This is a genomic window from Aeromonas sp. 600948 (assembly GCF_049174875.1).
Taxonomy (GTDB): domain Bacteria; phylum Pseudomonadota; class Gammaproteobacteria; order Enterobacterales; family Aeromonadaceae; genus Aeromonas; species Aeromonas veronii_A.
The window spans coordinates 1-15,174 of the sequence record NZ_JAAKTY010000006.1 but is presented as its reverse complement, the minus strand read 5'-3'; the positions used below and the strand labels follow the sequence as shown (position 1 = coordinate 15,174).

Annotated in this window: 13 protein-coding genes; 12 read left to right on the top strand and 1 reads right to left on the bottom strand. The window is 60.0% G+C overall.

The window, feature by feature from the left end:
- Nucleotides 1–56: 56 nt before the first annotated feature.
- Nucleotides 57–2,069 carry a methyl-accepting chemotaxis protein gene (locus G5182_RS06900; protein ID WP_227340809.1) on the bottom strand — a complete coding sequence of 671 codons (2,013 nt, stop codon included), beginning with the start codon at nt 2,067–2,069 and terminating at the stop codon, nt 57–59.
- A gap of 249 nt (nt 2,070–2,318) precedes the next feature.
- On the opposite strand from G5182_RS06900, the gene hinT reads away from it, so the two are divergent.
- From hinT to tyrA, 12 genes are all read left to right on the top strand, one after another.
- Nucleotides 2,319–2,669: a purine nucleoside phosphoramidase gene (gene hinT, locus G5182_RS06895; RefSeq protein ID WP_167558071.1), complete on the top strand. Its 351-nt coding sequence runs from the start codon at nt 2,319–2,321 to the stop codon at nt 2,667–2,669.
- Nucleotides 2,669–4,105, top strand: a complete 1,437-nt coding sequence (locus G5182_RS06890; protein ID WP_227340810.1) for a COG3014 family protein — start codon at nt 2,669–2,671, stop codon at nt 4,103–4,105. The genes hinT and G5182_RS06890 overlap by 1 nt, the downstream gene beginning before the upstream one ends.
- A gap of 83 nt (nt 4,106–4,188) precedes the next feature.
- Entirely contained in the window at nt 4,189–4,587 is a 399-nt protein-coding gene (locus G5182_RS06885; protein ID WP_064339841.1) for a YcfL family protein, read from the top strand.
- Nucleotides 4,587–5,183 (top strand): penicillin-binding protein activator LpoB, encoded by a 597-nt coding sequence (gene lpoB, locus G5182_RS06880; protein ID WP_227340811.1) that lies wholly within the window; start codon nt 4,587–4,589, stop codon nt 5,181–5,183. Before G5182_RS06885 ends, lpoB begins: the two co-directional genes overlap by 1 nt.
- 10 nt (nt 5,184–5,193) lie before the next feature.
- Nucleotides 5,194–6,018, top strand: a complete 825-nt coding sequence (locus G5182_RS06875; protein ID WP_227340812.1) for a phosphotransferase — start codon at nt 5,194–5,196, stop codon at nt 6,016–6,018.
- 3 nt (nt 6,019–6,021) lie between these two features.
- Nucleotides 6,022–6,879 (top strand): DUF6279 family lipoprotein, encoded by an 858-nt coding sequence (locus G5182_RS06870; RefSeq protein ID WP_227340813.1) that lies wholly within the window; start codon nt 6,022–6,024, stop codon nt 6,877–6,879.
- Nucleotides 6,880–6,975: 96 nt separating this feature from the next.
- Complete coding sequence (locus G5182_RS06865; RefSeq protein ID WP_227340814.1) at nt 6,976–7,410, top strand: hypothetical protein; 435 nt, start codon at nt 6,976–6,978, stop codon at nt 7,408–7,410.
- 158 nt (nt 7,411–7,568) lie between these two features.
- Complete coding sequence (gene secD, locus G5182_RS06860; protein ID WP_227340815.1) at nt 7,569–9,371, top strand: protein translocase subunit SecD; 1,803 nt, start codon at nt 7,569–7,571, stop codon at nt 9,369–9,371.
- A 150-nt stretch (nt 9,372–9,521) separates the two neighbouring features.
- Complete coding sequence (secF, locus tag G5182_RS06855) at nt 9,522–10,439, top strand: protein translocase subunit SecF (RefSeq protein ID WP_005334046.1); 918 nt, start codon at nt 9,522–9,524, stop codon at nt 10,437–10,439.
- A 290-nt stretch (nt 10,440–10,729) separates the two neighbouring features.
- Nucleotides 10,730–12,031 (top strand): glucose-1-phosphate adenylyltransferase, encoded by a 1,302-nt coding sequence (gene glgC / locus G5182_RS06850; protein WP_005334047.1) that lies wholly within the window; start codon nt 10,730–10,732, stop codon nt 12,029–12,031.
- Nucleotides 12,032–12,440: 409 nt separating this feature from the next.
- Nucleotides 12,441–13,514, top strand: a complete 1,074-nt coding sequence (locus G5182_RS06845) for a 3-deoxy-7-phosphoheptulonate synthase (protein ID WP_021231016.1) — start codon at nt 12,441–12,443, stop codon at nt 13,512–13,514.
- 132 nt (nt 13,515–13,646) lie between these two features.
- A complete protein-coding gene (tyrA, locus tag G5182_RS06840; RefSeq protein WP_005334049.1) occupies nt 13,647–14,774 on the top strand; it encodes a bifunctional chorismate mutase/prephenate dehydrogenase in 1,128 nt (375 codons plus the stop codon).
- The last annotated feature ends 400 nt before the right edge of the window (nt 14,775–15,174 follow it).

Below are 15,174 nucleotides of genomic sequence, written 5' to 3'. Positions count from 1 at the left end.
TACCGCAATAACAAGGCCCCGCATCTGCGGGGCCTTGTTATTTCAACTCTCGACCATCAGGCGCTGAGGCGGAAGCGCTTGACCAGGCTCTCCTGCTGCTCGGCAAGGGAGTCCAGCTGCTGGCTGGTCTCGGCTACCCGCTCAATCCCCTGATAGTTGAGATCCGAGATATCGGAGATGCGGTTGAGGTTGGTGGCAATGTCGGCGCTGGTGGCCTGCTGCTGCTCAGCGGCAGAGGCGATCTGGCTCGACATGTCGCTGATCAGCACCACAATCCCCTGCACCTCCTCCATGGCGTTGTTGGCGTGGGAGCTCTGTTCGACGCAACTGTCCATCTCGCGGGAGCACTCCTGCATCACGGTTACCGCCTTGGCGACCCCCTGCTGCAGGTTCTCGATCATGGTCTGGATCTCGCTTGTGGACTGGGCGGTGCGGCCCGCCAGACTGCGCACCTCATCCGCCACCACCGCAAATCCGCGCCCCTGATCGCCGGCCCGCGCCGCCTCAATGGCCGCGTTGAGAGCCAACAGGTTGGTCTGCTCGGCAATGCCGCGAATGACATCGAGGATGTTGCCTATCTGGCTGCTCATGGCGCTCACATCACCAATCACCTTGCCGGTCTGTTGCAGCTTGCCCGCCAGCTGATGGGTGGTGGTGATATTGCCCGCCATCACCTTGCGTCCCATCTCGGAGGCCTTCTCCACATCCTGCACCCGCTCCAGAGTCTGGTTGGCAGCCTGCGCCACCTCGCGCACCGAGGCCTCCATCTGGGTCATGGCGGCGGCGACCGAGGCGGTCTCCTGGCGCTGTTTCTCCAGATCCGCCCGTACCGATTCGGTGGTATGGCGGTTGCCGTGGGCGGCATCGTTAAGCTGGGCCGACGCTTGTGAAAGCTGCGCCAGCACCTCCCCCATCTGGGCAATCAGCAGGTTGATCTGGCTGCCCAGCTGACCAAATTCATTCTTGCTCTGAAAACCGATGCGCTGGGTCATATCGCCCTGGGTTACTTCGGTCAGCACCCGCAGCAACTCCCTGAGCGGACGGCGAATGGCCTTGCCTAGGGTATAAGCCACCAGCATGGCAATCAGGATGGCGACCGCTATGCTGGCTCCCTGAGTCAGGGTGCTCTGGCTCTGTGCGGCTTTGGCATGCTGAATGCTCTGGTTCATCAGTTGCTGGCTCTGAGAGGTGACCCGCTCAAGCCGATCCTGAATTGCCACGATGAGCGCACTCGCCTGCTTGCTCTTCTCCCGCATCTGCTCCTGCTGTTGCATCAGCGCCAGATACTGGGCCAGGACACCTTCATTACCGGTCGTATCGCGCACGAAACCGTGGACGTAGTGACCCATGTTGTTGTCGAAATCCTTGAGCTCACCCTGCAGATCCTTGATGGTGCTGTTGAACCCCTCGATCTGCATCCTGTTGCGCTTGAGCGCAGCTTCAATGGGGGCCGGAATGCTCTGGTTGAGGGCATCCATGGTGGAGAGTTCGATAGCGGAAAGCTTGGTGGTCAGGGTCTCGGAGAGCATCTTGATGAAGCTGTCGTCGATGGTGATCATCATGTCCCCCAGACTCTTCTTGAACTGGGGCAAGCTGACCTGAAACTGCCCCTTGGCCAGATTGACCTTGTGCAATCGGGTGAGCAGCGCCTCGTGTTCGCCCGGCAGGGTATCGGTCAGTTGCAGGTAGCTGTCGACCTGCTGGCTCAGAGTGCCCATCTCCCCTTGCAGTTCGGGGTGGTGGGCGACCTGCTGGCGCAAGGCATCGAGGCTCTTGCCCACCGCGGCCGTGGCCTGTTTCAGTTCGGCCACTTCGGCAGGCAGCTGTTTGGGGTCCTGCTCGGTGAGCACATCCCCCAGCCACTTGTTGGCACTGAGCAGGGTGATCTGGGTCTGGCTGCTGGCAATCACCAGCGGCATAGACTGCCGGGTCACCTGTTCCAGCGCTCCCCCCAGAGTATTCTGACTACGAAATGTGAGTAGTGAACTGGCCACCATCACGGCCACCAGGATCGCGAAGCCAAGGTAGACTCGCTGCAAGATGGAGAGATCCGACATTGTTTGTTTCATTATTGTCCCGCTGTATATGCAAAAGTCCCTTGCCTGAGTACCCCGTCCTTTTGATACCCTGCAGACCCCTGAACAGGCGCTGCAGATGACGTCCCTCTGGCTATCGGTATTCTTAACAATAACTGAAGGGAATGGGACATCAGCTGTGTCAAATCTCGGCTTGTGTCACACTTGACGCGCTGCTCGCCTTCTTTCGGGAGCCGCTTGGGATGCAAGTTCAATTTTCTTTTTCATATAAGGGAGTTAGCCATGGCGCAAGAAACCATTTTCAGCAAAATCATCCGTAAAGAGATCCCTGCCGACATCCTTTATCAAGACGATCTGGTCACCGCATTCCGGGATATCCAGCCCAAGGCCAAGACCCATATCCTGATCATCCCGAATGTGCTGATCCCCACCGTCAATGACGTGGAAGCCGAACATGAACTGGCCCTTGGCCGGATGTTCACCGTGGCCCGCAAGCTGGCAAGCGATGCGGGCATCGCCGAAGATGGCTACCGCCTCATTATGAACTGCAACCGCCACGGCGGGCAGGAGGTCTACCACATCCACATGCATCTGGTCGGCGGCGAGCCGTTGGGACCGCTGCTCAGCCTGTAATGAATCGCAACGCCTCAACCTGCCGCAGCGCCCTGTTGCTCTGCGGCGCCCTGCTGTTGCTGGGGGGCTGCGCCTCCCGCTGGCAAGACATGTTCGTCTCCTACTCCGATCAGATGGTGCCGCTGCGCAACCAGCTGCTGCTGGGCCATGCCGCCGAAGCGCTGCCCGAGGTGCGCGACTCCACCCTCGGCGATGACACCTTTATCCTCGATCGCCTTGAAGAGGGGCGCATCGCCTGGCTGGCGGGTCAGGATGCGGGCAGCAAGCAGGCGTTCACCGCCGCCGACAGCCGCCTTCAGTGGGAAGACAATCAGGCCGAATACCGGCTGAGCCACGGTCTGGATCAGGTGGGCAGTCTGCTCACTAACGATCAGTCGATGGCCTATCGTACTCCCGATTACGAACGCACCATGCTGCATCACTATCTGGCACTCAACTATCTGCAACGGGGTGATGCCAATGGCGCCCTGGTGGAGGTGCGTCGGGCCAATCAGGTGCAGGAACAGGCCCTGAAACGGCGAGCCGATGAGGTGCGCAAGGCGAAGGAAGAGAGCGAAGAGGTCGAAGCAGAAGGCGAGATGCGCCAGCTGATGTCGCGCGGCGCACCGGATCTCGACCGGTTGATCGGCAAGGTCAAAAACGGTTTTCAGAACGCCTACACCTTCTATTTTTCCGCCGTGCTCTATGAGGCGGCCGGGGATCTCAACGATGCCTGGGTCGACTATCAGCGCGGCTACCAGATAGCGCCGGACAACCGCAGCCTGCAAGATGCCTTGCTGCGTCTGGCGCGGCTGCGTGGCTCACCGGACGAGATCCGCGAGACCGAGAAAAAGATAGGCCGCAAAGCGCCGCCGCTTGCAAAAGATCAAGGCCAGCTGGTGGTGCTGTTTGAAGATGGTTTGATCCCGGCACGGCGCGAACTGTTCCTGCCGCTCCCCATCTCCACCTCCCGCGGCGATTTTCGCACCTTTACCGTCGCCATCCCCTATTACGATAATCGGGCCAGCGACACCGGCCCGCTGACGGTGGAAGTCGGCAAGCGGGTCGAGCAGACCAGCGAGCTGGTCAGGCTGGAAGCGCTGGCCGCCAAAGATCTGCAGGAGCGGCTGCCCGGCATGCTGACCCGCCAGGCGCTGCGACTGGTGGCCAAGGAGCAGATGCGCCGCACCGCCGCCAAAGAGGGAGGGGATGTGGGCAATATTCTGGTGGGGATCTTCAACACCCTCTCGGAGCGGGCCGATACCCGCAGTTGGCTGACGCTGCCAGCGCAGGCATCGAGCTGGCAGGGGATGGTGCCGGCAGGTGAAATCAATCTCACCCTGGGCGCGGGGGCAGCGCAGCGGCAATTGCCGCTCACCATCCACAAGGGCCGCACAACCCTGGTCTGGGTACAGCGCCTCGGCGCCGGTCTGACCACCAGGGTGATGCCGCTCTGAGCAGACGGCGAAGAGAGATGAGCAAGACAATTAACCGGGCAGGCACACTCGCGGCCCCACTCACCCCGATTAAGGAGAGCAAGATGAAAGCATACGGGTTGGCCCTCGGGCTCGCGCTGCTGCTGACCGGCTGCGCCACCAACACCTCCGGCGTGGCGCTCTATGGCCCGGCGGGCGGTGCACCAGTGGCAGAGCAGCATCAAAACGTCAACGTCACCCTGACCGAGCTGAGCCGCCGCCAGCAAAATGGCCTGCTGCAGGTCAATGTGGCTGCCGCCAGCACCCAGCGCGGCGACAACAAGCTGCAATATATCTTCTATTGGTATGATGAGGCCGGTCAGGAGGTCGCCAGCGATGGCCGCGGCTGGACCCCCATCAAGCTGCATGGCTATCAGACCCGCACCCTCTCTGCCCTGGCGCCCAGCCCGGCGGCGCAAGGTTACCGGATTTACGTACGCGAAGTGATTGAGGAATCCTACTGATGAAAATGAATCATGCCCTGCTGATATTGACCTCTGCATTGCTCTTGGGCGGCTGCTCCAGCACTACCGTCAGCTATGGCGATCCCACTGAAACCGAAACCGTCACCGTCGATTACGGCTCAAGCGATCTGCAGGCAATCGCCGACAAGATGGCGGACTCCATGCTCGCCTCCCCGGCCACCCGCGAGATCACCGCATCTGGTCGTCCGGTGATGTTTATGGACTCCATCCGTAACAAGACCTCCGAGCACATCGATACCGAAGCCATCACTGACACCATCCGCACCAAGTTGCTGCGGGCCGGCAAGTTCCGCTTCGTCGACATGAGCAAGGTGGCCGCCGTCAAGCAGCAGCTCGAATACCAGCAGAGCAGCGGCATGGTGGATCCTGCCTCCATGGTGCGTCTGGGCAAGCAGACCGGTGCCCGCTACATGGTCTATGGCAACCTCGCCAGCATCGTCAAGGACAATGGCAAGGTGAAAGATGTCTACTACCAGATGACCATGAACCTGATGGATCTGCAAAACGGCGAACTGCTGTGGGCCGATCAGAAAGAGATCCGCAAACAGGCGAAGAAATCCACCTTTGGCTGGTAACAGGCTCCCGGTGACAGGCAACTGTGATCCGCTACTGGCCAGCCTGCCCGCCCCCTGGCGGGAGGGGCAGCTGGAACCACTCGGGTTAGGCCTGACCAACTGCAACTATCGACTGCGCCTCCCCTCGGGGCGCTGTTACTTTTTGCGTCAAGGGCACCCCGATCCGCTGCGCCTTGGCATCGACCGCTCCACCGAGTGGCAGCTTTATCAGGGGGCGATGGCCGAAGGGTTGGCGCTGCCCTGCCACTATGGCGATCCCGCCAGCGGTCTGATGTTGCTCGAATGGTGCGATGAGCCAAACTGGGTACACGCGGCGCCACCGGAAGCCGATCAGCCCCATCTGCTGGCAGAGGTGCTGCGCAAGCTCCATCGCCTGCCGCTACCTGCGGTGGTGATGGCGGTGCGGGCTCACGCCGCAGGCTATCGCGCCAGACTGGCCCACATTCCCTCCTGGCTGCCCGCCCTGGAGCGGAGCTTGCTCGCCAGCAGTGAGCCAAATGATTGCTGGCGCCCTTGCCACCATGATCTCAATCCGGCTAACTTGTTGGGAAGCAAACCCTGGGTCATCGACTGGGAGTATGGCGCGGCAGGTCACCCCGGCTTTGAGCTCGCCAGCATCCAGCGCACCCATGAGTGGCCCGCCGAGCGGCGCGACGAGCTGGAAGCGCACTATCTGCAGGCCCTGCCGCGCCACCAGTGGCCTGATTTTCGAAGCGAGGCATTTTTACCCTGGGTCGACTATATCGGCCTGCTCTGGGCACTGCTGATGGCAGAGCAACAGCCCTCACTCGACTATGACACCCTGATCGCCATCAACCGGCAACGACTGGAGTAACAGATGATAAACAAGGTGCGCTGGCACAAGCCGAAAACCTGGGGTCTGCTGCTGATCGGCCTGCTGCTGACCGGCTGCTCCACCCGGGTGATCTACTACTGGCTCGATACCGCCATCATCTGGCAGCTGGATGACTACTTTGCCCTCTCCTATTCGCAGAAGGATCTGCTCAGCCGCGAAGTGAAGGGGCTGATGGCCTGGCATCGCCAACACGAGCTACCGCGCTACGCCAGGGATCTCGACGCGCTGGCCAAAGCAGTGGCCAGCCCCATGACGCCGGAGCAGATCTCGACCAACCTAGATGCGGTGCAGCAGAGCCTGACCCGCACGCTGGAAAATACTATCCCCCGCGCGGTCAGGCTGGCGCGCACCCTGACCGACGAGCAGGTAGCCCGCTTTATGACCGATCGGGTCAAGCGGCAACAGGAGCGGCAAAAGGACTTTGCCACTGAGCCCAAAGAGCAGATGCTGGCGGAGTTTCGCGACAAGATGAACAAGCGGCTCGAGTTCTGGATTGGCGAGGTGAAACCTGCACAGGCGCCACTGGTGGCCCAGTGGGCCGAATGGCAATACGAGCTGATGCCCCCCTGGCTCGAGTTTCAGGAGTCCTGGACCCAGGAGCTGGACAGGCTGATGAAGCAGCGCCAGAGTCCCGACTTCACCCGCGAGCTGACCAACCTGCTGGCCGAGGGGGATGGACTGATGGATGGCCGTTTTACCGGCTATACCGAGCAGTCGCGCCAACGTACCGTCAACTGGCTGAGCGCCATGAGCCAGTCGCTGGATATCTCTCAGCGGGCCCATCTCTACTCCCTGCTTAAGGGTTATGTCCGCGACTTCAAGCAGATGAGCGGCAGCTGACGAGCGGCACCGAATGGTGCCATGCTCCCGGGGCAACCTTGTTCAAACCGGGCGCTTATGGTAGTTTGCCCTTTCTATTTATCGGGAATTAACTTTTTGCGCCTTATCGACAAAGTAAAACTGGTGCTGGTAACTCTGGTTATTGCCTTCACCCTGCTTTGTTCCATCGCCCGAATGGAAGGCCCGCTGCTACCCGCATCTCCCCAGAGTGAACAGCAGCAGACTCAGGTGTTCAATCAGCTTAGCGACAGCGATGATGGCATCATCAAGTTTGTCGGCAGCCATCAGAATCACCTGCTGCGTCTCGAACAATCCCTGCGCAGTGACAACCAGCCCAAGAGTGTGGTCTACGAGCTGATCCAGAGCTGGTCGGCCCAGGCCATCCTGCTGTTACTGCTCGGCTGGCTGATGCTGGCCCCCGAGCTCTATCACAAACAGAGTTTTCGCGATCGCTTCGGTGCGATCCATCGGCGCCATCTACAGCGCCAACATCTGCAATACCGCTTCACCCAGAGCTATCTGAACGCCTGACCCCGGAGGGGCTGACACATCCACTGTTTGCTCATCTCCTCTTCCTGACGGATCCGGCAACTGCCTGATCCGCATCTGATGCATCCCATTTTTTGCGCCTTGCCGAGCCTTGATGCTATCGGCCCGGACACCATTCTCCTGACAGAGGCTTGTTTGCCATGAGAAAGAGCAATCGCACCGTTCTCAACCGCATGAGCAAGTGGCAGTACGCACTGCTGCTGTTGATGCTGTTGACCTTTACCTTTTACTCCCTGCCCACCTTTTTCGGTGAGCAGCCCTCCCTTGGCCTGCACGGACAGCAGCGCCTGACCACCCAGCAACAGATGTTGCTGAGCGACAAGCACCTGACACCGGTCAAGGTGATCGAGCAACCTGAGCGGGTCGAGCTGGTCTTTGACAGCCAGGGCGAGCAGCAGCGAGCCAAGCAGTTGCTGGAGCAGCAAGGGGTCGACAGTGCCGCCCTGACCCTGGAGTTTCACTCCAACGCGCCGGCATGGATCACCCGCCTCGGCGCCGATCCCATCAAGCTGGGACTCGACCTGCGTGGCGGCTCCCAGCTGCTGATCGGGGTGGACGTGGACTTTGTCATCGACAATCAGACCAAGAATCTGGTGGATACCCTGCGCACCCGTTTCCGTGAAGCCAATCTGCGCGGCGCCAGCGTCACGCGCACGGCACAGGGCGCCGTAGCCGTCACCCTGCCGGAGGTGGCCGAACAGGAGAGCTGGCTCGCCATCATCAAGGAGAGTGCCGGTACCCGTCAGGATCAGTGGAAGCTGACCCGCTCCGGCAATGATCTGAAACTGGTGCTGAGCGAGGCTGAGCGTACCCTGCTGGTCAACAACGCCGTGACCCAAAACCTGTCGATCCTGAAAAAACGGATCAACGAGCTCGGCATTGTCGAGGCCTCGGTGGTGCGTCAGGGCCAAGATGGCATCCGTATCGAACTGCCCGGGGTGCACAACCCCAAGCAGGCGAAAGAGGTGATCGGGGCCACCGCCTCGCTGGCCTTCTACGAGGCCAAAGCCGACAGCCACTTCTATATCGCCGATCGCAACGGCCAGGCCGTCGGCATGGCGCGCAAGCCGGTACTCACCGGAGAGCACATCGTCGATGCCCGCGCCAATATGGGCGAGATGGGTCAACCCCAGGTCAATATCGTGCTCGACACCCTGGGTGGCAGCAAGATGAACCAGTTCAGCCGCCAGCATGTGGGCAAGCCGATGGCGACCGTCTTCACCGAGTACAAAACCAACGCCCTGGGCAAACTGCGCGCCCAGAGCGAGGTGATCAACGTCGCCACCATCCAGACCGCCCTTGGCAACCAGTTCCGTATCACCGGCATTGGCAGTCTGCCGGAAGCGCAAGAGCTGGCCATGCTGCTGCGTGCCGGCGCCCTCACCGCCCCGCTCAAGATCCTGGAGGAGCGCTCCATTGGCCCGACGCTGGGGATGCAGAATATCGAGGCAGGCTTCACCGCGCTGGCCTTCGGCATGGCAGGCATGATGCTGTTCATGATGGCCTGGTACCGCAAATTCGGCTGGGTTGCCATCACGGCGCTGGTCGCCAACCTGTTGATGCAGGTCGGCATGCTGGCAGTGCTGCCGGGCGCCGTGCTGACCCTGCCGGGGATCGCCGGTCTGGTGCTGACGGTGGGCATGGCGGTGGATACCCATGTGCTGATCTTCGAGCGGATCAGGGACCGTCTGCGAGAAGGGGGCTCATTGGCCAACGCCATCGACTTTGGCTATCGCTCGGCCTTCCACACCATTTTCGATGCCAACATCACCACCCTCATCTGCGCCGTGGTGCTCTACTCCATCGGCTCCGGGCCGCTGCAGGGCTTCTCCATCACCCTCATTCTGGGTCTGCTCTCCAGCATGATCACTGGGATCTGGGGAACGCGCGCCATCATCAATCCCCTGTGGGGACGCAGCAACGAGCGCACGCTGAAGGTGTAACGGGACAGCAATCCCTCTGATGAGCGGCTTTGGTTGCGCCATCGGCCATGGATATGGCCGGAGCGGCCAAAGCAGAACACTATTTCCCGGCGTGTCGCGACACGTCGTGATGGGCCAACAGCCTGATGCTGGCTGGCCAAGGAGAGAATTATGTTGAGAATGATCGTTGCCATGGGGCTGACCCGTTGGCGTTATATCGGCCTGTGGGCTTCCATCCTGCTGACCGTGGCCAGCGTCGCCATCTTGCTGGTGAACGGCCTGACACTGGGGCTCGATTTTACCGGCGGGATCCTGCTGGAGTTTCATATCCAGACCCTGAAAGAGGCCCATGAGCTCAATGCCATGCTGGTTTCCCCGCTGGCGGGAGCCGTTGAGCTGAGCTCGGCCGGAATTCCCGGCGAGTGGCTGATCAAGCTGCCCCCCCACGAACTGCCCTGGCCCGCGGCGGATCTCGCCACCATGCTGACCCAGCAGTTGGGGATGCCGGTCGAGTTGCTGCGCACCACCATCGTCGGTCCTCAGGTGGGTGCCGAGCTGTTCCAGCAGGGGATGCTAGCGGTGTTGGTGGCTTCGCTGGCGATGTCGGCCTATCTGGCGTTTCGCTTCGAGTGGCGTCAGGCCATCGGCATCCTGCTCTCGGTGGTCCATGACGCCATCGTAGCGCTGGGGCTGCTGTCACTCTTTCAGATCGAATTCGATCTGAACATCATCGCCGGTTTGATGGCGGTGATCGGCTACTCCCTCAACGACAGCATCGTCATCTCGGACAGGTTGCGGGATCTGCTGAGCTCGCGTACCCAGATGGGGATCCACGAGTGCTCCGATGTGGCCATCAAGGCGACCTTCAGTCGCACCATGATCACTTCGGGCACCACCCTGTTTACCGTGGGCGCTCTGTTGCTGTTTGGCGGTGACGCCCTCTACGGCTTCTCCTTCACCCTGTTTGCCGGGATCCTGGTGGGCACCGTCTCCTCCATCACCGTCGCCTCGACCGTACAGGAGCTGCTGGGCCTCACCCCGCAGGCCTACCAGAAGAAGAGCGAGGAGCCACTGGCCAACGCAGCCTGAACCTTGTTAACCAGGCCCGGCTCACCGGGCCTCAACAAACCGGGCTCCTGCCAACCATTGGCAGGGGCTTTTTCCCATTCCTCCTCTCGGTCTCTCACCGCCCCTTTTGTTGCTCGGCTCGCCTCAATTGACAACTGACCATATTGAAAGCAATGACGGATCAACCCGTCATTTTTAATAACAAAAAGGTCATTTTATTACGTCGGAAACCATAAAATGTGACTGAAAGCACTTTCTTGAGGGCTCAAAGGAGGCAACATTGTAGTGATTTATCTACAAAGGGATATGAGATGTTGTTACAACCTGCCAATACAGCAAAATCCAGACAGTTGCTGAACGAGACCATGGCTTTGGTACTCGCAGGAGGGCGGGGTAGTCGCCTCAAACAGTTAACCGACAACCGTGCAAAACCTGCCGTTCATTTCGGCGGCAAATTCCGCATCATCGATTTCGTGCTCTCCAACTGCATCAACTCCGGCATCCGTCGGGTCGGTGTCGTGACCCAGTACAAATCCCACAGCCTGTTGCGCCATCTCCAATCGGGCTGGTCTTTCCTGCGCTACCAGATGAACGAGTTTATCGATCTGCTCCCTGCCCAGCAGCGGGTGGATGAGGTGAACTGGTATCGGGGTACCGCCGATGCGGTCTACCAGAATCTGGATATCATCCGCGATCACGCCCCCAAATATGTGGTGGTGCTGGCAGGCGATCACATCTACAAGATGGATTACGCCGCCATGCTGCTCGACCACGTCAATATGGGCGCCAAGGTGACCGTTGCCTGCATCGAGGTGCCACGCAGTGAAGCAAGCGCCTTCGGGGTAATGGCGGTGGATGATGATCGCAAGATCAATGCCTTCGTCGAAAAGCCTGCTAACCCGCCCGCCATGCCGGGCAAGGCCGACACCGCGCTGGCCTCAATGGGCGTCTATATCTTCGATGCCGAGTATCTCTATCAGTTGCTGGAAGAGGACATTGCCAACGAGCAGTCCCATCACGATTTCGGCATGGACGTGATCCCCCGCGTGGTGAAAGAGGGCACCGCATTCGCTCACCCGTTTGGCATGTCCTGTGTCGGCTGCTGTCCGGATCGCCGCCCCTACTGGCGCGATGTGGGCACCGTGGACTCCTTCTGGGAGGCCAATATGGATCTCGCTTCCGTCACGCCTGAGCTGGATATCTACGATCAGGACTGGCCCATCTGGACCAGTCAGAACATGACTCCTCCCGCCAAGTTCGTGCAGGACCGAAACGGCCAGCACGGCATGACCATCAACTCCATGTTTGCCGGGGGCACCATCGTCAGTGGCTCTTTCATCCTGAGTTCGGTGCTCTTTACCAATGTGCGGGTCGACTCCTTCTGCACTCTGGATCAGGCCGTTATCTTCCCGGGTGTGGAGATTGGTGCCGGTTGCCGACTGCGCCGGGTGGTGATCGACAAGGGGTGCAAACTGCCGGAAGGCACAGTGATAGGTGAAAACGCCGATGAAGATGCACGTCGCTTCCACCGCTCCGAGCAGGGCATAGTGCTGGTCACCCAGGGGATGCTCACTCGCCTGAACAAAGAGCTGCAGGGAAAACAAAAGCGCTGATCCGCAGCCAGACGGGATCCCCCTTCCTACCGCAAAGGGAGCCATTATGGCTCCCTCTTTCTATGGCTGACCAGATAGCCACCTCACACCATCACTGCCATCGCGTTGCAGTCTCCCAGAGATACCATTTACTGTGGGTTAACAGCTGTGCAACGCAGCCTTCACGCCCTCAAATCGTAAACATTAAATTACACAAAAACCATTAACCCTCCGAAAAACCCTCTGTATTATTCCTGTTCGCGCTATATAGCAGCTCCTTTATCTGACTTTTTAGTGGTAAACCCACTAGTTTCACTTGATTGTTTGTTTTTCCTTGGTAAGGTGAGGGCGGTTGCGTAACAAAGCAGGTACCAGTGTAAATATATGGGTACAATCGCTTTTGGCTTAATACAGTAGAGAGAATGAAATCATGCAAAGAGACCCCCTGAACAACATCCATATCCAGTCCGAACAAGTGATGATCACGCCTGCCCAGCTCAAGGAGAAGTTACCCATCTCCGACAAGGCGCTGGCATTCGTGCAAGGGGCCCGCAATACCATCGCCGACATCATTCACCGCCGCGATCACCGGCTGTTGGTGATCTGTGGTCCCTGCTCCATCCACGATATGGACGCCGCCAAAGAGTACGCAACCAGACTCAAAGCGCTGCATGATGCCTACCAGGACTCTCTCTACATTGTCATGCGGGTCTACTTTGAGAAACCGCGCACCACGGTCGGCTGGAAAGGCTTTATCAACGACCCCAATCTGGATGGCACCTTCGATGTGGAGCTGGGGCTGCACCGTGCCCGCGAGCTGCTCTGCTGGCTGGCGGAGCTGGAGTTGCCGCTGGCCACCGAAGCGCTCGACCCCATCAGCCCGCAATACCTGGCGGAGCTCTTCTCCTGGTCAGCCATCGGCGCCCGCACCACCGAATCCCAGACCCACAGGGAGATGGCGTCCGGCCTCTCCATGCCGGTCGGCTTCAAGAACGGCACCGACGGCAACCTGGGGACTGCCATCAATGCGCTGCAGGCGGCCTCCTCCCCTCACGCCTTTATGGGGATCAACCAGCAGGGCCAGGTTGCGCTGCTGCAGACCCAGGGCAACCCGGATGGCCACGTGATCCTGCGCGGCGGCAAACATCCCAACTATGACTCGGTCAACGTGTCGCTGGCGGAAGAGGCGCTGGAGAAAGCGGGCCTGCTGCCGAGCCTTGTGGTGGATTGCAGCCACGGCAACTCCAGCAAGGATCACCGTTTGCAGCCCAAGGTGGCCGACAACGTCATCCACCAGATCCAGGAGGGCAACCGCTCCATCATCGGGGTGATGCTCGAATCCAACCTGTTCGAGGGAAACCAGTCCAGCGAGCAGCCCAAGGAGCAGATGCGCTACGGGGTCTCCATCACAGATGCCTGCATCGACTGGGACACCACCGCTACCCTGCTCGCCCGCTGCCACAACCAGCTGGCTGACCCCCTCAAGGGCAGAACTGCACGGTAAGCCGTGGTATCTTGTCGTAACCTATTGAACAATCTGGGTATCACCGCAGGTGGCATCTGGCCGCTCATGCCGTGATACCTTGTTGCATCTTGATTTTCAGGGCGCCGCTCGCGGCGCCAGCAGGGACTGGATATGGCTGAAGAGTTGAATGTACTCAGGGACAAGATAGATGCGGTGGACAAGCAGCTGATCGATCTGCTGGCCGCCCGTCTGGCCCTGGTGGGAGAAGTGGGTGAGGTAAAGAGCCGCCACGGCCTGCCCATCTATGCACCGGATCGGGAAGCGAGCATGCTGGCCCGCCGCCGCGCCGAGGCTGAGCAGTTGGGGGTGCCCGGCGATCTCATCGAAGACGTGCTGCGCCGGGTGATGCGTGAATCTTATGCCAGCGAGAAAGATACCGGCTTCAAATGCATAAAGCCGGATCTTGGCAAGGTGGTCATCATCGGCGGTCAGGGCCAGCTTGGCCGCTTGTTCGGCCATATGTTCAGCCTCTCAGGCTATCGGGTCGAGACGCTGGAACAAGCCGACTGGCCGCGCGCTGACGAAATCCTCGCCGGAGCCGGTCTGGTGATGGTGGCGGTGCCCATCGATATCACCTGCCAGATCATCGACCGCCTCGGCAACCTGCCCGCCCACTGCCTGCTGGTCGATGTCACCAGCGTGAAAGCGGCGCCGCTCGAACATATGCTGGCGGTGCACCAAGGGCCGGTACTGGGACTGCACCCCATGTTCGGGCCGGATGTGGCGAGTCTCGCCAAGCAGGTGATCGTCTGCTGCCAGGGTCGTGACCCCGCCGCCAGCCAATGGCTGCTGGATCAGATGACCATCTGGGGCGCCCGCTTGCAACAGGTAGAAGCCAAGGCCCACGATGAGGCGATGACCCTCATTCAGGCACTGCGTCACTTCGCCACCTTTGCCTATGGCTGGCACCTCTCCCGGGAGCAGGCCAATCTGGATCGCCTGCTGAGTTTGAGCTCCCCCATCTACCGGCTGGAGCTCGCCATGGTGGGGCGGCTGTTCGCTCAGGATCCCCACCTCTATGCCGACATCATTTTGTCGTCACCGCAGAATCTGGCGATGATCCGTCGCTACTACCAAAACTTCGGCGAAGCGCTGGGGCTGCTGGAACGAGGGGACAGAGACGGTTTCATCGATGCCTTCTCGCAAGTCTCCGGTTTCTTCGGCGAGCATGCCGACCAGTTCCTGCGTGAAAGCCGCATGCTACTGGCCCAGGCCAACGACCGCCGCCAACACGGCTGATCCTGCAAAAGCAGCTACCTCATATCGCCAGAATGGGAAGATGCCTGGGCATCTTCCCATTTTATTTGTTACCGATTTAAACACTGACGTCAGTCACGCTCGGCCCTACGTCGAGCCCCCACAGCTGACTGGCCTCAATACCCTCCCCTGGCGCTGCCTCACATCCAGCAAGTATGCCCCCTCAATATCCACGCAATCCGCGCAAATAGCACCGCCCCTTGCAAGGGCTGCCAGACTCTAACGGTCAAACCAAACTGCTGCGAGCAAGGCTGTACGACGCAAAGGAGAACGGTGTACTCCCCATCAAAGAGATAAACAGGAAGCAGGAAGCAGGAAGCAGGAAGCAGGAAGCAGGAAGCAGGAAGCAGGAAGCAGGAAGCAGGAAGCAGGAAGCAGGAAG

Bases quoted from the DNA above. Each gene is read 5' to 3' on its own strand.
- G5182_RS06900 (WP_227340809.1), bottom strand. From the start codon at position 2,069: ATGAAACAAACAATGTCGGATCTCTCCATCTTGCAGCGAGTCTACCTT.
- hinT (WP_167558071.1), top strand. From the start codon at position 2,319: ATGGCGCAAGAAACCATTTTCAGCAAAATCATCCGTAAAGAGATCCCT.
- G5182_RS06890 (WP_227340810.1), top strand. From the start codon at position 2,669: ATGAATCGCAACGCCTCAACCTGCCGCAGCGCCCTGTTGCTCTGCGGC.
- G5182_RS06885 (WP_064339841.1), top strand. From the start codon at position 4,189: ATGAAAGCATACGGGTTGGCCCTCGGGCTCGCGCTGCTGCTGACCGGC.
- lpoB (WP_227340811.1), top strand. From the start codon at position 4,587: ATGAAAATGAATCATGCCCTGCTGATATTGACCTCTGCATTGCTCTTG.
- G5182_RS06870 (WP_227340813.1), top strand. From the start codon at position 6,022: ATGATAAACAAGGTGCGCTGGCACAAGCCGAAAACCTGGGGTCTGCTG.
- secD (WP_227340815.1), top strand. From the start codon at position 7,569: ATGAGAAAGAGCAATCGCACCGTTCTCAACCGCATGAGCAAGTGGCAG.
- secF (WP_005334046.1), top strand. From the start codon at position 9,522: ATGTTGAGAATGATCGTTGCCATGGGGCTGACCCGTTGGCGTTATATC.
- glgC (WP_005334047.1), top strand. From the start codon at position 10,730: ATGTTGTTACAACCTGCCAATACAGCAAAATCCAGACAGTTGCTGAAC.
- G5182_RS06845 (WP_021231016.1), top strand. From the start codon at position 12,441: ATGCAAAGAGACCCCCTGAACAACATCCATATCCAGTCCGAACAAGTG.
- tyrA (WP_005334049.1), top strand. From the start codon at position 13,647: ATGGCTGAAGAGTTGAATGTACTCAGGGACAAGATAGATGCGGTGGAC.